This window comes from Virgisporangium ochraceum (assembly GCF_016863655.1).
In the GTDB taxonomy this organism is placed as follows: Bacteria; Actinomycetota; Actinomycetes; order Mycobacteriales; family Micromonosporaceae; genus Virgisporangium; species Virgisporangium ochraceum.
Genome location: NZ_BOPH01000042.1, coordinates 1 through 19820, shown reverse-complemented (window position 1 = coordinate 19820; position 19820 = coordinate 1). Strand labels below are relative to the sequence as shown.

18 protein-coding genes and 1 pseudogene are annotated in these 19820 nt (G+C 69.8%); 14 read left to right on the top strand and 5 right to left on the bottom strand.

The annotated features are described in order from the left end of the window. Window positions 1-10 precede the first annotated feature (10 nt). The 10 genes from Voc01_RS16965 to Voc01_RS16925 all read left to right on the top strand — a co-directional run bounded on the left by Voc01_RS16965 (window position 11) and on the right by Voc01_RS16925 (window position 11107). The gene (locus Voc01_RS16965) at window positions 11-3076 is read left to right on the top strand and encodes an AAA family ATPase (RefSeq protein WP_203928408.1); all 3066 of its coding nucleotides are present in this window, start codon (window positions 11-13) and stop codon (window positions 3074-3076) included. A 44-nt stretch (window positions 3077-3120) separates the two neighbouring features. Further along, window positions 3121-3948 (top strand): S8 family serine peptidase, encoded by an 828-nt coding sequence (locus Voc01_RS16960; RefSeq protein ID WP_203928407.1) that lies wholly within the window; start codon window positions 3121-3123, stop codon window positions 3946-3948. Continuing rightward, window positions 3935-4570: a GAF domain-containing protein gene (locus tag Voc01_RS16955; RefSeq protein ID WP_203928406.1), complete on the top strand. Its 636-nt coding sequence runs from the start codon at window positions 3935-3937 to the stop codon at window positions 4568-4570. Before Voc01_RS16960 ends, Voc01_RS16955 begins: the two co-directional genes overlap by 14 nt. Before the next feature lie 135 nt (window positions 4571-4705). Then, window positions 4706-4846, top strand: a complete 141-nt coding sequence (locus Voc01_RS16950) for a hypothetical protein (RefSeq protein WP_203928405.1) — start codon at window positions 4706-4708, stop codon at window positions 4844-4846. A gap of 42 nt (window positions 4847-4888) precedes the next feature. Beyond that, window positions 4889-5014, top strand: coding sequence for a hypothetical protein (locus tag Voc01_RS54095; protein ID WP_275423727.1), 126 nt, complete (start codon window positions 4889-4891; stop codon window positions 5012-5014). Window positions 5015-5048: 34 nt separating this feature from the next. Further along, window positions 5049-5189, top strand: coding sequence for a hypothetical protein (locus tag Voc01_RS16945; protein WP_203928404.1), 141 nt, complete (start codon window positions 5049-5051; stop codon window positions 5187-5189). Window positions 5190-5433: 244 nt separating this feature from the next. After that, the gene (locus tag Voc01_RS16940; protein WP_203928403.1) at window positions 5434-6486 is read left to right on the top strand and encodes a radical SAM protein; all 1053 of its coding nucleotides are present in this window, start codon (window positions 5434-5436) and stop codon (window positions 6484-6486) included. Window positions 6487-6505: 19 nt separating this feature from the next. Continuing rightward, window positions 6506-8608 carry a prolyl oligopeptidase family serine peptidase gene (locus Voc01_RS16935; RefSeq protein WP_203928402.1) on the top strand — a complete coding sequence of 701 codons (2103 nt, stop codon included), beginning with the start codon at window positions 6506-6508 and terminating at the stop codon, window positions 8606-8608. Further along, window positions 8605-9819, top strand: a complete 1215-nt coding sequence (locus tag Voc01_RS16930) for a glycosyltransferase (RefSeq protein ID WP_203928401.1) — start codon at window positions 8605-8607, stop codon at window positions 9817-9819. The genes Voc01_RS16935 and Voc01_RS16930 overlap by 4 nt, the downstream gene beginning before the upstream one ends. Then, complete coding sequence (locus tag Voc01_RS16925; protein ID WP_203928400.1) at window positions 9812-11107, top strand: MFS transporter; 1296 nt, start codon at window positions 9812-9814, stop codon at window positions 11105-11107. The genes Voc01_RS16930 and Voc01_RS16925 overlap by 8 nt, the downstream gene beginning before the upstream one ends. On the opposite strand, the gene Voc01_RS16920 is transcribed toward Voc01_RS16925, so the two are convergent. The 4 genes from Voc01_RS16920 to Voc01_RS16905 all read right to left on the bottom strand — a co-directional run bounded on the left by Voc01_RS16920 (window position 10992) and on the right by Voc01_RS16905 (window position 15325). Next, window positions 10992-12647 (bottom strand): AfsR/SARP family transcriptional regulator, encoded by a 1656-nt coding sequence (locus tag Voc01_RS16920; protein ID WP_203928399.1) that lies wholly within the window; start codon window positions 12645-12647, stop codon window positions 10992-10994. The two genes, Voc01_RS16925 and Voc01_RS16920, sit on opposite strands and share 116 nt — an antisense overlap. 143 nt (window positions 12648-12790) lie before the next feature. After that, the gene (locus Voc01_RS16915; RefSeq protein ID WP_203928398.1) at window positions 12791-13864 is read right to left on the bottom strand and encodes an ATP-grasp domain-containing protein; all 1074 of its coding nucleotides are present in this window, start codon (window positions 13862-13864) and stop codon (window positions 12791-12793) included. A gap of 127 nt (window positions 13865-13991) precedes the next feature. Next, entirely contained in the window at window positions 13992-14177 is a 186-nt protein-coding gene (locus Voc01_RS16910; RefSeq protein ID WP_203928397.1) for a hypothetical protein, read from the bottom strand. Between the two features lie 14 nt (window positions 14178-14191). After that, complete coding sequence (locus Voc01_RS16905; protein ID WP_203928396.1) at window positions 14192-15325, bottom strand: helix-turn-helix transcriptional regulator; 1134 nt, start codon at window positions 15323-15325, stop codon at window positions 14192-14194. 183 nt (window positions 15326-15508) lie between these two features. Between Voc01_RS16905 and Voc01_RS16900 the strand changes: the two genes are divergently transcribed. The 3 genes from Voc01_RS16900 (at window position 15509) to Voc01_RS16890 (ending at window position 18114) form a co-directional block, all read left to right on the top strand. Then, on the top strand, window positions 15509-16696 hold the full coding sequence (locus Voc01_RS16900; RefSeq protein ID WP_203928395.1) for a hypothetical protein: 1188 nt from the start codon (window positions 15509-15511) through the stop codon (window positions 16694-16696). A gap of 216 nt (window positions 16697-16912) precedes the next feature. Further along, the gene (locus Voc01_RS16895; protein WP_203928394.1) at window positions 16913-17470 is read left to right on the top strand and encodes an SUKH-4 family immunity protein; all 558 of its coding nucleotides are present in this window, start codon (window positions 16913-16915) and stop codon (window positions 17468-17470) included. Between the two features lie 152 nt (window positions 17471-17622). Then, a complete protein-coding gene (locus Voc01_RS16890; RefSeq protein WP_203928393.1) occupies window positions 17623-18114 on the top strand; it encodes a DUF3592 domain-containing protein in 492 nt (163 codons plus the stop codon). An 811-nt stretch (window positions 18115-18925) separates the two neighbouring features. On the opposite strand, the gene Voc01_RS16885 is transcribed toward Voc01_RS16890, so the two are convergent. Further along, the gene (locus Voc01_RS16885; protein ID WP_203928392.1) at window positions 18926-19069 is read right to left on the bottom strand and encodes a hypothetical protein; all 144 of its coding nucleotides are present in this window, start codon (window positions 19067-19069) and stop codon (window positions 18926-18928) included. 278 nt (window positions 19070-19347) lie between these two features. On the opposite strand from Voc01_RS16885, the pseudogene Voc01_RS53110 reads away from it, so the two are divergent. Continuing rightward, window positions 19348-19487, top strand: a pseudogene (locus tag Voc01_RS53110) (IS5/IS1182 family transposase); the annotation flags it as partial. Window positions 19488-19820 lie beyond the last annotated feature (333 nt).

Genomic DNA, 19820 nt, shown 5'->3' with positions numbered 1-19820 from the left:
GCTGACGGCCATGAACGCGCGGACCGCTCGTCCTGCCCGTCGCAACGTCGTCGTGCTCTTCATCGATCTGGTCGGGTCGACCGAGCTGGCAGAGCGGTTGGATCCGGAACTGCTACGGCAGGTGCTCGACCGCTACTACAGCGCCTGTGCGGCCGGCGTACTGGAACACGGCGGCGTCGTGGAGAAGTACATCGGTGACGCGATAATGGCCGTGTTCGGCGTTCCGACCAGTCACGAAGACGATGCGCTGAGAGCGATCCGGGCCGCTCACCATGCGTTGTCCGCGGTGCGCGCCCTCGGCATCGAGATCGCTCCCACCCACGGGATCCGGCTCGACGCGCATTGTGGAATCGCCTCGGGTGAGGCGATGGTCGTCGACATGCCGGAGTCGGGGTTGCGCGTCATCGGCGACACCGTGAACACCGCCGCCCGGCTACAGGGCGCGGCGACGAGCGGTGAGATTCTTCTGGGAGAGGACGCCGTACGCCTGGCCCGCACCTATGTCCGCGTCGAGGAGGTGCCGCCGCTCAGCCTCAAGGGCAAGGCCAGGCCGGTACGGGCATGGCGGTTGCTCTCGCTGGAGGCGACGCCGCAGCGGCAGGACGACGACCTGCCCCTGATCGGCCGCTCCGACGAGCTGATGCAGTTGACGCAGGCGTACCGGCGGGTGGTCCGGAACCGGCAGTGTTGCCTCGTCACGATCCTCGGCGCGCCGGGGATCGGTAAGTCCCGGCTGGTCCGGGAGTTCCTGCGCACCCTGCCGGAGGACGTCACAACCCTTGTCGGGCAATGCCCGTCGTACGGCAGCGGCGCGACGTTCCGTCCGATCGCGGAGGCGATCCACTCACTCCCTGACGCGTGGACCGGTGTGGCTCCGCTGCTCGACGCCATGAACGTGCGGGCACTGCGGGGACTCACGACGCCCGAGGACGGCCCGTTCACGGAGCTCAGTGTCGAGGAGACCGCACGCTCGATCCGTTCGCTCATCGAGGTTCTGGGCCAGCGGAGGCCGACCGTGGTGGTTGTGGACAACCTGCACTGGGCGGAGCCGACGCTGCTCGAACTGATCGAGGAGCTGGCGGGTTGGCTCGCTGACGTGTCGGTGCTTCTCATCTGCGTCGCCCGCCCGGAGCTTCTCGACATCCGACCGAACTGGGGCGGTGGGATGTCGTGTGCGCTGACGGTGGAGATCCCCCAGCTGGGTGAGGCGCAGATGACCCGACTCGTCGACGCGCTGGCAGCGAATCGATGGGCCGGTGCCGACGTCGTGGCCCAGAGCGCTGATCCGACGTTTCTGTCGGTGGTGCGCAACTCCGACGGCAACCCGCTGTTCGCGGAGCTGATGTTCGAGGTCCTGGTCGAGGAGGGTACGGACGCTCCTCCACCGCCCACGATCCAGGCGCTGCTCGCGGCGCGCCTGGATCGGCTCAGCGACGGAGAACGCGAAGTGTTGGAACGGGCCGCGACCATCGGAACGACCTTCACGACGGAGGAGCTCGGCGTGCTCTGGGAGGGGGAGGACGTCGACAACCTCGTCGTCGACGCGCCGTTGCGTCGGCTGCTGCGTCAGCGACTCATTCGACGCGGCACGTATCCGACCTCGTTCCAGTTCGCTCAGACACTGGCCCGCGAGACCGTCTACACGATGACGCGCAAGGAGCTGCGCGGCGCGTGGCATCTCAAGCTGGCGGACTGGCTCTCCGAGCGGGCGCACACCGGTCCGCCCGAATCGGACGAGGCCGAGATCGGGCGGCCACGGTACGGCGAGATCGCCAACCATCTGGAGGCCGCCTGCCGGATCAGGCGTGAGATCCACCCGGACGATCCCACGCTTCCCGCGCTGGCCGTCCGTGCCGCGCGCACGCTCATGTCCGACGGCGAGCAGGCTCTGTACCGCAAGGACCTCCCGGCCGCGATCGCGTTGCTGGAGCGCGGGCGTGAGCTGTTGCCGCGGGGCGACTCGGGACATCGGCGGCTGGCGCTGCACATCTGTGACGCCGCATTCGCCCACAACGAGCGCGACCGCGCGTACGCCGCCCTCGACGTCGCCGAGGAGGCGTCGCCGGAGGATCCGCGGTGCGGCCTCACCTGCGCCGTCCAGCGTGAGATCCTGGCGATCAAGTTCGGTGTCCACCAACCGGAACTGGCCCCGCTCCGCGATGCGCTGTCCGAGTATCCGGACGACGACCTCAGCTGGGCGCGGTTCCATCAGCTCGACGCGCTGATCCTGGTCGCCCAGGACCAGTTCGGAGCGGCGACGACCGCGCTGAACGACGCGCTGTCGCGTTCCCGCTCGTTGGAGGACCGGTACGAAGAGGACCGGCTGCTCGGCGCGCTCTGTGAGCTGGCGCAGTGGTCGCCGGTGCCGGTCCGGGAGGGCCTCGACCTGTGTGCCACCCTGTCGACCCGCTTCGCCGGAGACCGGGTGATCGTCGTGCCGGTTCTGGTGACGCGCGCCCGGCTGCTGGCTCTCACCGGCGATGTTCCGGGCGCCCACGACGTGCTCGACACCGCCGAGCGGTACGCGGGTGAGTTGCGGCTCGATCTCGCGTTGATCGCTGTCACCCAGGTGAGGGGGCTCGTGGAGTCGCTCGCCGGTCAGCACGCGGCGGCGGCGACGCTGTTCACCCGCGCCGCCGTGATGTCGCGCTCGGCGGGGCAGCCGGCACCGGCCTGGACGCTGCAGTGTTACGCGATCCGCGAGTTGTTGCGGCACGGCGACGTCAGGGCGGTGGAAGACGGGTTGGCCTGGCTGGAGGTCGGTCGGCGGCCGCAACTTCGTGGCGAACTGCTCGTCGCCTGTCTCCGGGCTCTCATCATGTCGGCCGGTGAGAACCATCCGGAGGCCGTCGCCCTCGCCGCCTGGGCGGCGGAGCGGATCAGAAGCACCGATGATCCCTGCCTGCGGGGCGACGTGCTGATGGACATCGCCACCGTGTACCGGGCCGCCGGGCGGGCCGCCGGCGCCGTCGACGCCGCCGCCGAGGCGGAGCGGTGTTACACCGCGAAAGGAGCCGACCTGCTCGCCGGGCGCGCCCGCGACAGGCTCGCCACCTTCGGGGAGACGGACCGGTGACCGAACCACCGTGGCGCCGGGATCGACGCCGGCACTTTCCAGGAGTGCCGGCCTGGGGCCTGAACACCACCCACGAGAAGCCCGAGCGCGTGGAGTTCGCCCCGCTCACCATCGAGCGGGAGTGGGCGTGGGGCGGCTCCGACGGTTCGGGTGTGCGCGTCTGCGTGGTCGATACCGGCGTGGACGGCACCCATCCCCTGGTCGGCAAGCTCGACCGGTCGCTGGTCGTCGCCACGTCCCGTGACGGCGAGCAGACGCTTGTCGACTGCGAAGCGGCCGACCCGGCCGGCCACGGAACGGCCTGTGCCAGCGTGATCCGTTCCATCGCACCCGGCGCGGCGATCTCGTCCGTGCGGGTGCTCACCGACGGCAGGACCGGCACCGGAAGCGCGCTGCTCGCCGGCCTCCGGTGGGCGGTGGACGAGGGGTACGACGTCGTCAACCTCAGCCTGTCGACGACGAAGGCGGAGTTCCATATGGTGCTCCGCGAACTGTCCGACCGGGCGTACTTCCGGCGCTCCCTGTTGGTCGCCTCGGCGCACAACATGCCCGTGCTGAGCTTTCCGTGGACCTTCGCCTCCGTCATCTCCGTAGCGAGCCACGACCAACCCGATCCGCTGACCTTCTATTTCAACCCCGCACCGCCCGCGGAGTTCTTCGCGCGGGGGGTCCGGGTTCCGGTCGCATGGCCCGGGGGCAGGCAGATCCGCAGCACGGGGAACAGCTTCGCCGCGCCGCACGTCACGGGAATCTGCGCGCTCATCCTCAGCAAGCATCCATCGATACCTCCGTTCCTGGTGAAGTCGATCCTGTGCTTGACCGCAAGCAACGCCACCACGCCGGACGCAGGAGGCACCCGTGTGGATATTTGACGGACAGGCATTCGACACCGTCGCGATGACCGAGCGCCGGCTTCTGCAGTCCATTGTGGAGGTGGCCCGTCGGGTGTTCGGTGCGGCCGCCGCTTCGATCTTCCTCGTCGACCCCGACACCGGAGAGCTTGTCTTCGAGGCGGTCGCCGGCGAAGGGGAGCATCACCTGCTGGGAACGCGGCTGCCGGCGGGAACCGGCGTAGCCGGCTGGGTCGTGGCGAGCGGGCAGCCGATGATCGTCGATGACGTCTCCGGTCTGACGCAGTTCGCTCATCAGGTGGCGGAGTCCACGGGATACGTGCCGGGAAGCATCATGGCCGCGCCCTTGATGCGGTACGAGGTATGTATCGGTGTTCTCGAGGTCCTGGACCGGACCGCCACCCCGCGAAGCGAGTTGGCCGACGTCGACCTCCTGGCGCTGCTCAGTACACAGGGCGCGTGCGGCGTGGAACTGCTGCTCCGGCTGCGACATGCCACCGGCGCGGACGCCCGGTCCGCCGACGCGCATGTGTTGTTGCGGCGTATCGCCTCCCAGGTACCGAACGGGGCACACACCCACGACACACCGGCGTTGAAGCTGCTCGCCCTGGTCGGCGAAATGATCGGTGGCAGACCGGCGTAGCCGGGAGCGGCGGCCATGGCGGCAATGAACTGTCGCCATACCGCCGCCAAACTGGCTAGCTCTAACGTAAGTGGCAGCCGTCGAACAGGCAGCAACCCCGAAAGGGTTGGCCTGAAGGAGAAGGAGCTGCGAACGGTGTCTGCCAACGACGACGACAACGCCCGATCCGACCTCCCCGAGCCCGTCGACGACACAGCAGAGGCCGAGGTCGTCGCCCACTCCGACGAGGAGACCGAGGAACGCCCGGGCTGCATCCTCCGGTTCGAACAGAGCTGATACACCGCGTAGCCCGGCGCCCGAAGAGAGAGGGATGCGACCGTGACCACGAACGAGGACAAGAACGTACAGCCCGACGACGAGGCAGCCGAGATCGAGGTTGTCGCGCACTCCGGCGAGGAGACCGAGGACCCGCCGAGCTGCTTCGGCATCCACATCGAGAAGTGACAGCGGACCCGACGGAAGAACAGGAGAATTGACAATGACCGTCCACGAGGACAGGAACGCACAGTCCGACCTCCCCGAGCCCGCTGACGACGCGGCCGACGTCGAGGTCATCGCCCACTCCGACGAGGAGACCGAGGACCCGCCGAACTGCTACGGGATCCACATCGAGAAGTGACGTCCAGCGGAGAGCCCGAACAACGGCTGATCCGGCCCCTCCCGGCCCTCCACACGGAGGGCCGGGAGGGTGTGTCCGGGGTGGAGCACGAATGGAGAGTCGGATGACCGCTCGACAACTCGACCGATCCGTACCACGGCCGCGTCTGCTGAAGGGTGCGGACGGCTGGTGGTTCCTGGGCCCGGCCGGGACAGCCAGGTTGAAGGACCACCACGTCACCCCGAGCGGTGAACTACGTCCGTCCGTGGAGAAACACCTCCAGGCGAAGGGTCTCTTCGACACCTGGGCATACCGCGCCTACTCGCTGACCGTTCTGACAAGCACCCACTGCAACCTGGGCTGCGCCTACTGTTTCCAGAACATCGAACGCGATCCGACCGGCGGGAGCCGGCCGCGGCGGATCGGCTATGCGCGGCTCAGCTCCACCACGATCACCTCTGCCCTCGACTTCGCCGGTCGACGGATGGCCGAGGCGCAACTGGAGCAGCTGACGGTCACGCTCATGGGTGGGGAACCGCTTCTCAATCCCGAGGGCTGCCGGGAGCTGCTGTCGCGCGCCTCTGCGTACGGACTGCGGTCGGCCACCATGATCTCCAACTGCGCGCTGCTGACAAAACCGCAGGCGCGGGCGTTGGCAGACGTCGGGCTCGATCTCGTCCAGGTCACCCTCGACGGCGACCGGGACGACCACGACCGGATCCGGGTCAGGCGGTCGGACAGCGGCGGCACGTTCGACACGATCGTCCGGAACATCGCCGCCGCGATGAGAACCACGTCGATCAGGTTCATCATCCGCGTCAACGTGTCGCACCACAATCATGCCGGTATGCCGCTCCTGCTCGACCGGCTGTCAGACGCCCTCGACGCGTCCCGCTGCACGCTCTATTTCGCGTTGGTGGGTGACGTGGGAATCGGCTACAGCAACGGCCTGCTCGCCTCGACAGATGCCGCGGAGGAGTTCACCCGGTGGTACCGGCGGGCCCTGGATCTCGGGTTCGAGATTCCGCGTCCCCGCGCATACGTGCCGTGCCAGTCGTGCTCGTTCGAGGACGGACGCTACGGGGCGGTGGTCAGCGCCGACGGAAGTCTCTCCAGCTGCTGGGACACGGCCGGAAAGCCCGGGTGGGAGGTCGGCTCGCTGGACAACGGATACCTGCCGCCCGAGGAGACGAAGGACAGATGGGTCTCCTGCGACGAGCTGAACGACTACGGGGGTGACCCGTCGGTGTTCCGGAGCTTCCGCGACCGGGTCGACGCATGGATCCTGGACCAGCTCACGGCGGCCGGACAGCTCTAGGGGATTGGCGGAGTCAGTGATGCGTTCGGTGCGTTCCCCGTACCCCGTGGCGGAGCGGGTCACCTGGGCGGAGACCCATCACGGTCAGCGGGTCGCCGATCCCTACCGGTGGCTGGAGGATCCCGACGACGAGCGCACCGCGGCGTGGATGGACGCGCAGGAAAGGCTGTTCCACGACGCGCGCGCGGGATGGCCCGGAACCGACGGCTGGCGCGCCGTCCTGACGGAGCTGTTCCAGGTCACCACGACCTCGCTGCCACAGTGCCGGGGCGCCCGGACGTTCTTCACCCGTCAGGAGGCTGGTGCCGAGCACCCGACGGTACTCGTCTCGGACGGTCGGGTGGACCGCCCGCTGGTGAGCCCGCTGGCGGTGGACCCGAGCGGACGAACGGTGCTGGAAGCCTGGCATCCGTCGGTCGAGGGACATCTGCTCGCGTTCCAACTGTCCACGGGGGGCACCGAAGACTCGATGCTCAGGACGATCGACGTCACCTCCGGGGCCACAGTGGACGGTCCCATCGACCGGGTGCGGCGGTCTCCGGTCGCCTGGCTGCCCGGGGGAGAGGCGTTCTACTACGTGCGTCGGTTGCCGCCCGAACTGCATCCGGGCGAGGAGCGCTACCACCGCCGGGTCTACCTCCACCGGGTGGGATCAGATCCGGCCGACGACGTTCCGATCTTCGGCGAAGGCCGCCACAGGACCGAGTTCTACTGGGCCTCCGTCACCGCGGACGGCCGGTGGTTGACCGTCTCGGCATCCCGTGGCGCCGACACCGCGACCGAACTGTGGATCGCCGACCTGCACACCGGTTCGGCGGAGCAGCCGGACCTGACACCGGTGAAGACCGCGACGCCGGCCCGGACGAGCCTGCGGATCTGTCCGGGCACGTCTCCCGACGATCCGATCTGGCTGCGGACGAACCTGGACGCCCCCCGCGGCCGGGTCGCCGTGTCGACTCCCGGCACCTGCGCCTCGGGGCAGTGGCGGACGTTGATCGCCGAGCGCCCGGACGCGGTGCTCGGAGATGTCGCGGTACTGCTGGGCGAGGCGCTCGAACGCCCGCTCGTCGTCGTCTCGTGGACAAGGCATTCGATCTCGGAGGTCACCGTCCACGATCTGCGGGACGGTCGACGGGTCGCGACGGTGCCGTTGCCCGGACGTGGCAGGGTCGGACGATTCGTGGAGCGCCCCGAGCGGGGACACGAGGTCTGGTTCAGCTACTCGGACTTCGCGACAGCACCGTGCGTGCTCCGGTACGACGCGCGAACCGGCGCCGTCGACCCCCTTCCGGCCGGCTCCGCGACCGACCCGCCACCGGTCCGGATGCGTGAGGTCACGTTCCCGTCCCACGACGGGGTACCGGTCCGGATGTTCATCCTGTCGTCCGCGGGTGTCCCGGACCGGTCACGTCCGACGGTACTGACCGGCTACGGCGGGTTCGGGATCTCGATGGGGCCCACCTACCGCCCGGACGCGCTGGCGTGGATCCGGGCCGGTGGAGTGTGGGCGGTCGCCTGCCTGCGCGGCGGCGGCGAAGAGGGCGAGGAATGGCACCGCGCGGGTATGCGGCTGAACAAGCGGAATGTCTTCCACGACTTCGACGCGGCGACCGAGCACCTGATCTCGCACGGGTGGACCGGTCCGGACCGGCTCGGGATCGTCGGGGAGTCCAACGGAGGGCTCCTGGTCGGCGTGGCCGTCACCCGGCGTCCGGACAGGTACGCGGCGGCCGTGACGATCGCCTCCCTGTTCGACATGCTCGGTTACGAGCGCTCCGGCATGGGACCGAGTTGGCGCGCCGAGTACGGAAGTGTCGACGATCCCGCGGACTTCCGGAACCTCCTTGCCTACTCGCCGTACCACGGGGTCCGGGACGGCGTCGCGTATCCGCCGGTGCTGCTGACGGTCCAGGCGGGGGACACCCGGGTCGACCCGAGCCACTCGCGGAAGATGTGCGCCGCGCTCCAGCACGCCACGAGCGGGACGGAGCGGGTGCTGCTGCGGGTGGAGCGCGGCGTGGGCCACGGTCGCGCGGCGCAGTCGCGGGTGGTCGCGGTGTTCGCCGACACCCTGGCCTTCCTCGCCCACCACCTCGGACTCCCGCCCGCCGGATCGCCATGAGGGTTCTGCTGTGCACGCTGAGCGATCCCGGCTATCTGTACCCGGCGATCGCCGTCGGGCGGGAACTGCGCGGGCGCGGCGGCGAGGTGTCGGTGCTCTGCCGGCCCGGATCGGTACCGGCCGTTCACGAGGCCGGCCTGGCGACGCTTCCGGCGGAAGACTACGGCGGGAAACACGCGTTCTCGGTCGGGTGGTGGTCGGCGAATGGCCACTCGCAGTACGCGGCGGTACTGCGAGCGGCTCGCGAGGTCCGGGCCGATGTTCTGCTCACCTCGGTCCTGTGTCACGGGGCACTTCTTGCGGCGGAGCGGCTCGACCTGCCCATCGTGGTGCTGGGGCTCGCCGCGCATCTGTGGCCGTACCGCTCCGGGGGTGACGGCGAACCGGAGTCCGTCGTCGGTCGGCACTGGCGTCTGCGCGAGACGCTGCGCTTCTACCAGCAGGCGCGGGATCAGGTCGGGCTGGGCCTGCGACGGGACCGCCTGCCGCACCTGCCCCTGATCGGATCCGGCCTGTTGTTGCGGGGCGCACCCCCGCTGGAGTACCCGGGCGCGACCCTGCCGGAGGGTGTGCACCACGTTGGACCCTGCCCCTGGGAGCCTCGGGCCGACCCCGGTGTGATCGAGCGTCTGGCCGCTCGGACGGCGCGGGTGGGCAAGCCGGTGGTCTACGTCCACCTGGGCCGCTCGTTCGGTGCCGAGAGCATGTGGCCGCGCCTGAACGCCATCTTCACCGGAGGCCCGTTCCAGGCGATCGTCGAACGAGCGCGTTCGGGTCCACCGCTGCCCGACGACGGAGCGGATCTCGTCGTCGTGCGGCAGCCGTGGATGGGTCCGTTGATCGACATGTCGGAGGTGGTGCTGTCCTCCGGAACCTCGGCGCCCGTACTGGCGGCGGCCAGCCGTGGCAAGCCGATGGTGGTCGCGCCCGCGGGGTCGGAACAACCACTGCTGGCGGAGGCGTGCCGGCGTGCCGGCATCGCGGTCCGGCTCCACACCGGAACGGGCGGTGCCGCCGGGGCCGACGGCGCCGACGCGCTGACGTGGGCCTGCGGTGACGAAGCGATGAGGTGGCGCGTCCAGTCACTCGCCGCGCAGCTCAACGGCACTGCCAGCGCGGCGGCCGCGGCGGCCTTCGTCATGTCCGCGGCGGGCGACCGGTGTCCGGTCCCGGCTGTTCCGGTAGGCGTTCATGGAGGTTCTGATGAATGAGACACCGCCCCTGCGCCGCAACGTCCGATTCCAGATGCTGTGGATCGGCAGCGCGGTATCGGGCCTGGGATCGAGCCTCACCTGGTTGGCGTTTCCCTTGCTGCTACTGGCCGTGACGGGATCACCCGCCCTGGCCGGCCTGGCGGCCGCCTGCCGGACGGGCGCCAAGATTGTCTCGTCCGTTCCGGCCGGAGTCCTCATCGACCGGCTGGACCGTCGTCGGATCCTGCTCGCGAGCGAGGCGACCCGCTGCGTCGCGATGGCCACGCTCGCCGTGGCGATCGCCGTCGACCGCGTCTGGCTGCCGCACATCATCGCGGTGGCCATCGTCATCGGCGTCGCCGACGCCTTCTTCGGTCCGGCGCACGCAACCGCGGTCCGTGCGGTGGTACCCGCCGCGCAGTTGCCGGCGGCGTACGCGCAGGAGGAGTCACGCGAGCATGCCGCCTCACTGGTCGGTCCGCCGCTGGGTGGGCTCCTGTTCGGGCTCGGGCGGGTCCTTCCGTTCCTGGTGGACGCCGTCACCTACGCCATCTCCGTGCTCACCATCGTGCTGGCGGACGTGCCGCGCCGTCCGGCGGTGCAACAGTCACCGAAGCGGTCCACGGTGCGCGGAGACATCGCGGATGCCGGCAGGTGGCTGTGGCGGCAGCACGGCCTACGCGACGCGCTGTCGTTGTCGCTGTTCGCCAACCTGGTCGCGAGTTCGCTGCTGATTCCCGTCGTCGTGGTCGTCGGTGACCGGGGCGGCGACTCCACCACGACCGGCGTCGTCCTCGCGGGGCTGGGCATCGGCGGGCTGCTCGGCGCCATGCTGTCGGCCAGGATCGGCCGGCTACTGCCGGCCGGGAAGCTGATGCTGGCGGTGGTGACGTTCTTCGCGTTCGCCGTGTGCTCGGTGACCCTGCCGGTCGGTAGGTACTGGCCGGTCGTACCGCTGACACTCGCGATGGTGGCGGTGCCGGCGATCAACGTGGCGCTGCAGGTGATCGTCGCGACGACCGTGCCGGAGGACATGATGGGCCGGCTCGTGGCGCTGCTCGGCGTGGTCAGTATGGGACTCGCGCCGCTCGGACCGGTGCTCGGTGGCAGCCTCGCCGAGTACATCGGCGGGACGCGCGCGCTTCTTCTCCTCGGTGCCGCGCTGGCGGCGGCCTGCGCGCTGGCGGGGCTCAGCCCTGCGCTCCGAGCGCTCGCCGTGCCACCAGCGACGCCGCAAACGCATGAGTCAGCGGCGACAGCGCATAACACGTCGAGTGAGCGGTCACCTCTGCCTGAACGACAGTAGCCATGTTGGACTCGATGGCCCGCTCGATGATCCGCTCGGCCGCCCCGACGTCGCCGCCCAGCACCGCGACGAGGTCCTCCCGGCTGAACTGTGGAGCATCGAGGGCACCCAGCTGCAGCAGGGTGTCCCGGTGGTACTGCGACAGGTCGCCGTACCACTGCTCGTAACGCTGCTTGAACGACACATCTCCCGCGACCAGCTCGTCGAGCGGATCCGTCGTCGAGCCGAGACGGGCCGCGATGTCGGCGAGGGTGACGTGCGGGAGGTCGGCGAACCGTCCGCCGAGCACACGGAGCGCGAGTGGCACCCGGCCGCACCGCCGGAGGATCGCTTCCACGGCGACCGGGTCACTCCGTACCGCCTCGGCGTCGAAGAGCATCGTCAGGAAGCTGATTCCCTCGGGCTCGGACAGCTCCCCGAGGCGGATCCGAACAACCGACTCCAGCCCACTCAGGCGGCTTCTGCTGGTCACCAGGACCCTGCTGCCCGGCGTGCCGGGCAGGAGCGCGCGAACGGCGGCCTCGTCCGGCGCGTCGTCGACGAGAAGGAGGATCCTGCGATCCGCCAGCCACGACCGCCATCGCGACCCGGTGGCGGCGTCCCCCTGGTCCGCGGACACCGGCACACCCGCGGCATCGAGTATCTCCCGCTGCACGTCCGTGGCGCTCCTCGTGGCACGACCACGGCGGAAGGTGGCCATCAGGACGCCGTCCCGGAACGCGGCCGACAGCTGATGTCCGGCATGGACCGCGAGGGTCGTCTTTCCGGTACCCGGCCCACCGGTGATGATCGTGACGGCGGTGTTCTCCCGCACGATCCGTCGTAGCTCCTCGTGGCGTCCGACGAAGTCGGCGATCCCGCGCGGCAGGTTGTTGGCCGGCCACACCGCCGTTTCCCTCCCGGCGGGCGGCCATCCGGCACCTGTCGTCGACGGTCGACCCGTTCCCCGGAGAATCCCCCGGTACAGGTTCGTGAGCGCCTGACTCGGGTCGACGCCGAAGTCGGTGGCCAGCCGCCGGCGAAGGTCGTCGTACTGGGACAGCGCCTCCGACAGGCGGCCGCACTGGACCAGCGCGGTCATCCGGGCACCCACGATGCGTTCCCGGGTCGGATGGTTCATGACCAGATCGTCGAGCCCTCGTAACGCACGCTCCGGTCGGCCGTGCCCGATCTCCAATTCGGCCCAGTCCTCGTACGCCGACAGGTACAGTTCGGTGAGCCCCCGCACGTGCTCCTCGATCATCGGTACGTCCGCGAACTCGACGAGCGGTTGGTCGCGCCACAGCCGGATCGCGCCACCCAGTACGGCGGATGCCTCGACGAGGTCACCCTCGCGGACCGCCCGTCGCCCCGCGCCGGCCATCCTCCGCAGTTCCAGCGCATCGAGTTCCGCTTCGGCGGCACGGAAGCTGTATCCCCAGCCGTCGAAGGTGATCCGATCACCCACCCGTTTGCGGAGTTCCGACAGGTACGCCTGCAGATTCTTCCGTGCCGTGCGCGGCGGTGCCGTGCTCCACAGCGCGTCGATCAGGCGCGGCAACGGTACGGTCCGGTTCGCACGACAGAGCAGCACCGCCAGGAGCAGCCGTTGCTTTGCCGCGCCGATGCGTAACGGAGCGCCATCGATCCGTACTGCGAGAGGGCCGAGTATCGAGCAGTACAACGGATGTGGATCCAAACCCGTCACCGTTCTCCCCGCATGAGTAGGAAATCGACGAGTTCCACCGCGGGTAGCGCCGGTACGCCACCGAGCGCACTCCGGTAGAGCGCGCGCACCATGGCGGCCACCGCATCCGTCACGTTCGACACGCCTGCCCTCACCTCGAACCAGCGCCAGTCGCCGTCCGGGTTCACTTCGAGGAAGCAGGGGCTTCCGCCGGCGATCAGGATGTCGAAGGCGCCGTAGGTCAGCGACCACATCTCCGCGAGCGCCGACACCGCATCGGCAACGGCCGCGGGCGCCGCGGCGGGGGCCACCCGTACCGTCGGCTCGTTCCGCCACGGCGCATCAGGTGATTCCTTGACCACCTCGAACGCGTGGATGTCGCCGTGTACGTAGTAGATCCTCAGCTCCTGCTCGTGTTCGACGTACTCCTGCGCGATGACCGGGAAACCGGGGGAGCCCGACCCGTCGAGGTCACCTCGACGCACGATCTCGGGAAGCGCGTACACGAGGAGGCCCGGCTCGGGCTCGACGACGTGCTGTCCCAACGCCTTGACGACGATCCGTTCGCTCGACAGGCCGGCCGCGGCCGACGCCAGGTCGGTCGTGACGATCGTCCGCGGGGTGCGCAGCCCGACCGTCGACGCATCGGCCAACTGTTCCAGCCGGCCGGGAGCGCCGCCGGGAACGGTGATCGACGCGGACGCGACCACCTCGTGCACCATCGCGCACCATGAGTCGGCGCGGAACGCGGCCGCGGCGGGATCGTCGAGCCGCGGAACTCCACGACCGGTGAAGTGCCGGAGCCACGCGACGACCGGGACGATCCGACGGCCGTTCACCAGGAGTGAGCCGTCGCCAACCCCGGCGGTGACCCGGACGTCCACTATGGACCTCGTGTCCAGGTGGACGCACGGCACGCCGAGTCGGCCAAGCTGTCGCTGGAGCACCTCGAACTCGACGAGACCCGTGCTGTCCGCGAGCACCACGCAGGGCAGAGCCTCGCCGGCATCCGCTACCGACGGCAGGATCCACGGCGGCCGCTCCGCCGGCCGCAGATCGACGCTCGTCGCACCCTGGAGTATCTGATCCACGAGAGGGCGGCGGTCCGGCACGGTCGCGGCGCCGTGCGGTCGTTCCGCTGGACTCATCGCGGTTCCTCCCGTCTCCGCCTGTGGCGGGGACCCGGCCATGACCATCTCTGACCCGGCCGGCGCCGGTTCACCCGTCGGTGCTCGGCGGCGGCACGTACACGCAGGTACCGCAGAACACGTCCCCTGGGTACGGCCCGCTCGTTCCGACGACGCCCGACTCATGCGGCGCGGAGCCCATGGTGGACATGGTCAGTGGCACCGCCGCGAGCAACAGGGCCACCAGCACCGCTGCCACCTTCGCTGCTACCCGCATCCGCGGCCGTCCGTTCACAGGTCCACCTCCTTCGCCATCGCCGCGGGGGACCGCGACGGTTCGACCAGGTACTGCGCACCGATGGCGAGCCCGAGTTGGAAGCGGTTGTCCACGCCCAGGCGGTCCATCAGGTCCCGGACCGTGTTCGACACCGTGCGCCGGCTGATCCGCATGGCCTGGGCCGCGCTTTCGTCGGTATCGCCCTTCGCCAGCAACGTCAGCAGGGTCCGCTCCCGTTCGGTGAGCGATATTCGTGGCACGTGGTGCTCCTGTCGGATGCGGGCCGCGTCCTCCCACTGCCTTTCGAACAAGGCGACCAGCGCGGCGACGACCGCCTCTTCGGTGATTTCCAGGTAGCCATGGTCCAGATCGTCCGGGCTCACCGGTAGCAGGGCCGTACGGCGGTCCATGACGATCAGTTTCACCGGCCGTTCGATCGCCTGCCGGTACTCCGGCCGCGGCTCGTCCGCCTGCCGGCCGTGCTCGACCAACGGATCTTCGGCGTCTGCCGGCAGCGAGCCGAGCACCCGCATGCGTACCCCGCTGTCGAGCAGCGTGCGGTCCATCGGTACCGCCGACCGGGCGGATGCCTCCTCGTACACCTGTTCCGGCTGCATCGCCAGGTGCTCGTACCGGACGGTGCGGATCAGTTCGGCGAGCCGGGCGCGGGTCAGCTGACGGCTGGGCAGGTGTCGCATGCCGTCGCCGAGCCGCACCGGGTCGGGGAGAATGTGGTCGATCCGGTGCGGCCGCTGGCCGAGCCCGGCGCTCCGGTGCCGGCGCTGACGCAACGCGGGTATCACATGATGTGGCGCGACCGGCGTCCAGCGCACCACGCGCCGGCCGTCGCCCGGTCGGTGGTCGACGGCGCCCACCGACATGAGCTCGTCCAGGCCCCGTGCGACCCGGTGCCACGCCATGCCGAGAGTGCGCTCGAGCTGTCGGGCCGTCCACGAGCCGGTCCCGAGCATGCAACGGTAAATGAGATCCGCGTCTGCCGAGAGGCCCCAGGCCGCGAGCGAGGGCGCCAATGGCCCGGGCCGGGAGCCGTCAGCGTGCCGCATCGGTACCTCCGTCACGACGATTATCGAATCAGCGCCGCGCCCCCGACCAGGAGATTGTGACCGTTCCGTGATCTGATGCTGCACAATCGCGCAACCCCGACCCGATGCGAGGACGCCGTCCGTGCGGGATGGAGAGCATCCGTTGCTGTGGGCTGACGGTGCGGTGCTGGCGGATCGTCGTGGGCGACATTGCGTTGCGGGGTGTCGTCGGCAACGACTTCGTCTCGTCGAGGGGAGGGGCGGACGGCGCGCCGTAGCTTCGGAGGGGTGAGGATGCGACGAACGTCGATTGCCGCCCTGCTGTTGGTGACCATGGTCGCCGGCTGTGACGGCGCCGGCGGGCCGACGCGGGCACAACCCTCGCCGTCGGTGTCGCCGTCCGCGACGTTCACGCCACCGCCGGCGGCGGCCGGCTGGACGGTGCGGGCGCACCAGGTGTGGACGAGAGCGGCGCCGGGGGAGCTGGCACTCGCGGCCTCCCCGGCGGGCGTGGTCGTCGCCGGCACATTCGTGCCGTCCGGATCCACCAAGGGAAACTCCGAGCGTGGTGATCCCAGCGCGCACGTCTGGCGGTGCGCCGGGGAACCCTGCCAGCCGGTCTCCGCGGTCGTCGAGCCGAACAGCGTCCTCACCCCCGCCGGAGCCGGGTTCATCTCGGCGGTCGACTCCGGTGGCGGCATCCGGATCACCCGCTGCGCCGACCTCGACTGCCGAAGGGACCCGGCGTCCTACCCGGCCGTCACGACCGGCGAGGACCTGCTCGGCGTCGCCGCCGACGGCGCACATGTCGTGGCGCTCACCAGCGTCGGCGGCGCCAGCCCGCCAACGGTCCAGGTCACGTCCTGCCCGAACGGCGCGTGCGGCGCGGCCCGCCAACCCGTCGCCACCGGTTTCCACGGCTGGTTCCGCCATCTGGTCGCGGTCGCCGTACAGGCCGGCCGGGTGGCGATCGCCACCACGCCCAACCCGGAGAAGGTCACCGAGCCGAAGACCGTCACCGTCCAGATGTGCGCCGACCCCGCCTGCGGCCGGCTGGGTCGCCGGGTCGACGTCACAGGACTGACGCACCCGTACCCGCTGTCGATGCGGATCCTGCCCGACGGACGCCCGGTGGTTCTGGCCGGTCGTGACCTGGTGACGTGCACGGATCCGGCGTGCTCCGGCACCGTGGTCACACCGATCGGGGTGCGAGAGCAGGACGACTTCGTGACCCCCGCTCTGGGCATCGGACCGGCCGGTCTGCCCATCGTGGCCGCGGCGACCGCCGGCACCGTGCGGCTGCACACCTGCACCGACCGGCTGTGCAGGACGACGACCGGGACCCTGGTCAGTACGACCACGCCGAGATCCGCTGAACTCGCTGTCGGTGCGACCGCCGACGGCACCGCCTACGTCGCCTGGCTCTCCCGTGAGGCAATGGCGCTGTTCCGCTGCGCCCGGCTCCCGTGCGGGTGACGCATCCCGCCACGCTCAAGACCCCCTGGTCGTGCCCGGCATTCGCCCGGGAACACCCGGTCGGGCCGGGCCACAGTCCGAGGCCGGCCGGGCGCTGAAGCAGGATGGCGCGGATGTCGTGTGTCGCTTTCGCGCGACTGCCGCTGGTCCCGCACCCGGGCATACTGTCCGGCGGGCGCGCACATCTGTCGATGTGCGCGGGTGCGGGAGGCGGCCGTGGTCACACACATCGAACTGCAGGCGGCGTTCGGCAACGACCCGATCCGGACCATGCCGGGCCGCGTCGCCGAACAGTACGTCAGCCGGCTTCACGACCGCCGGATCCTGACCGAGGTCGGCCTGCCCGAAAGCCTGCTGGAGATCCTGTTCTTCAGCGACCTCGGCACCGGCACGCCGACGACCGTTGGTGACCTCCTGCATGACCCGCGGCTGCCGGGCGACATCGTCATCGCCAACGGTTTGGGCGGGCTGGCCTGCCTCTCCGCCCAGGACGGAACCGTGTACTGGCACAGGCCCGGCGACGAGCGGAGCCTCGGGCTGGTCAACAGCTCACTCGACCACTTCGTCGCATGCCTGCACCGGATCTGGCTGCACCTGCGCGACCTCGACCTTGAGTACGGCGAGTACGACAGGGAATCCCCCGCCGAACTCGGCCGGGAGTTGCGCCGGATCGCCGCCGACGTGCACGACGTCGATCCGCCGTCGTTCGACAGCCCGGTGCGGTACCGGCAGACCGTCGTGTTTCACGCCTTGCGGTACCTCGTTCAGGAGTAATTTCCTGCTCTGTGCGCCAGCTTCCGCCGGCTTTCCCGCTGGGGCGATGAAGGCACCGGTCGTCACCACCGCTCGGCGGGACGTTGTTTCGTTCTACCGCGACCTGGCAATCCTCCCTGTGCGGATCAAGGTTGACGAATGAGGCGGGGGCGATGGAGGACACGGCGAAGCCGCAGGGGAACGGCGAATCGGGCCGCTCGGCATACCGGAAGATCTGGTGGATGCGCTTCGTACTGCCTCCGATCGCGATGATCGCGTGGTGGTACTTCGCGGACAGCGCGGTGTCGGCGTACCACTTCGCGCAGGAGAACGTCGTCGTCTCCGGCGAGATCACCAAGACCGAAACGGGCCGTCGTACGGACTACATGACGCTCAGATTCACCACGTCCGATGGTAGGCAGGTCGAGACGAGGGTGGGGGCGCCGAAGAGCTGCGATATGAGTGGGGCCGGCGACACGATCAAGGTGCGGTACCTACCCTCGGATCCGCGCGTGGCGCAGGACGCCTGTGACTCGGCGCGTAACCGCTTGTCATGGGTGGCGTTCCTGGTGGCGGCCGCGATGTCCGCTCTCAGCGTGCAGGCTTGGCGTCTGTGGCGGCGGCACAGGAGGTCCGGCCAGCTGCCGTCGGAATATCAACTGTGACCCGGAGCGCGATCGGTTCACGTCGCACGCGTGCCGGTCGGGGCATCGATCGGGCTGTACCCCGCGGACCGTGGGACGGTGCGGGCCGGGCTCCAGTCGATGCCGTCGGTGTACAGCCGGGGATCCGGTCGACCGTGACGTAGCCGAGGTCCTCGTGGTTCCACTGCACCGGCACCCCCCGTTGCTGAGTATCGCGGGCTGGTCGCTCCGCGGTATCCGTCCCGGGATCACCGGGCGCGATCAATATGTGCCGTCCACAGCGTCGCGATGATGGCGTCGTCGACGCCGATGGCCGCCGGGAAGCGGTTGGCACCGCGGTCGGTGTTGATGAACCAGGCAGGCATGCCGTCGTCGTCGAGTTCGTGTCGCGGGCGAACCGCGGCCCCGTCGGCCGCACGGTGCAGATCTCTCCGACGCGTTGGGGCAGGTCGTCATCGAGCGCACGGTTCCACGTGCCGTAGTTGAAGACGTCCCACGGCACGTGTTCCGGTACAGGGCAGTAGAGTTCGTCGGCGAGGAACGCTCGCACCACGTCGATCGGTTCGGCCCGTCCCCGAACCGGCCGGGCTTTGAGCCACGCGCCGTCGAAGCTCGGGTACTCGAATCCCATGATCCACAATGCCAACGCGACCCGCTGACCGAGCGTCATCGTTGCGCACCGTCACTGTGCAGACGCACTCATGTGGACACTTCCCTTTCGCCCCGACCCTGCTCGCGCGGGAGCGTCGCCAGGTTGTGCGATAGGAGCGCGACCAGTTCAAGGCGACGGCGGACCCACCACCGCCGTCGGCCCACCCTGACGACCGCCCTCCTACGTGATCGGCGTGATGATGATAATGATGTTGTCGCCTGCCGGAGCTTCACCGGCAGCCGCTGCGGCGGCCGGTCCGACGGTGACGGCCAGTCCCACGGCGGTGGACAGCACCGCACCTACGAACATCCGGATGCTTCTCACCAGATCTCCTTCAAATCGCATCATGCTCTACCGCAAGTGGCGTTCCAGATACGTTCCATCCGCGTAGAGCGGGCCCAGCGGGCGCCGGCCGTCATCGGCGTCGCCGGCAGGTCATGGCCTCAGCACCGTTCATCCTGGTCCAGGACTGCGGTGCTGCCGGGGGCCACCAGGTGCTCGCCGTTCGCCGGTGGGCGCGGAGGTGGTGGTCGTCGCCGGATACGCGGGCACCGTACGGGTCTGGGACCGCGCGTGCCGGCCGGCCCGTGTGCCGGCGTTGCAAGCCCGGCCACCATGCCGTCCATGTCCAGGTGATCGACGACTGCGCCGACCGACTGACGTGGCTCTCGCCGGCTCTACCCACGACCTGACCGCCGCCCGCGAACACGGCATCATCGACGCCCTCACCCCGGCGGGCGTGACGTCTCCGCGTTCGGATCTGGGGTCACTGCGGATCTTCAACGGCGCCAGCTGGGACGAGGTACAGGCACCGCGGCAACGACTGCTTCCGGCTGTGTTGCTGACCCCGCCCGGGCGTCCCGTCAGGGTCGGACGGCTTACCGAAGAGATCTGGAACGGTCGTCCGCCCCGCACCCCCCACGGCCCGATCGGCCTGACCCGCACCTCGGCCAGCGCGGCTGCCGTGGGACACCGACCTCGTGGGTACCCGCGGCCACCCAGCCGTTCACGGCGTAGCGGACTGGGTCAGCCGGTGCCGGATGATGTTGTGCTCCCGGGCTGCTTCCAACGGAAT

Excerpts from the sequence above, each read along its gene's own strand:
- Voc01_RS16930 (WP_203928401.1), top strand. The coding sequence starts at position 8,605 with ATGAGGGTTCTGCTGTGCACGCTGAGCGATCCCGGCTATCTGTACCCG.
- Voc01_RS16935 (WP_203928402.1), top strand. The coding sequence starts at position 6,506 with ATGCGTTCGGTGCGTTCCCCGTACCCCGTGGCGGAGCGGGTCACCTGG.
- Voc01_RS16890 (WP_203928393.1), top strand. The coding sequence starts at position 17,623 with ATGGAGGACACGGCGAAGCCGCAGGGGAACGGCGAATCGGGCCGCTCG.
- Voc01_RS16910 (WP_203928397.1), bottom strand. The coding sequence starts at position 14,177 with ATGCGGGTAGCAGCGAAGGTGGCAGCGGTGCTGGTGGCCCTGTTGCTC.
- Voc01_RS16965 (WP_203928408.1), top strand. The coding sequence starts at position 11 with ATGAACGCGCGGACCGCTCGTCCTGCCCGTCGCAACGTCGTCGTGCTC.
- Voc01_RS16945 (WP_203928404.1), top strand. The coding sequence starts at position 5,049 with ATGACCGTCCACGAGGACAGGAACGCACAGTCCGACCTCCCCGAGCCC.
- Voc01_RS16925 (WP_203928400.1), top strand. The coding sequence starts at position 9,812 with ATGAATGAGACACCGCCCCTGCGCCGCAACGTCCGATTCCAGATGCTG.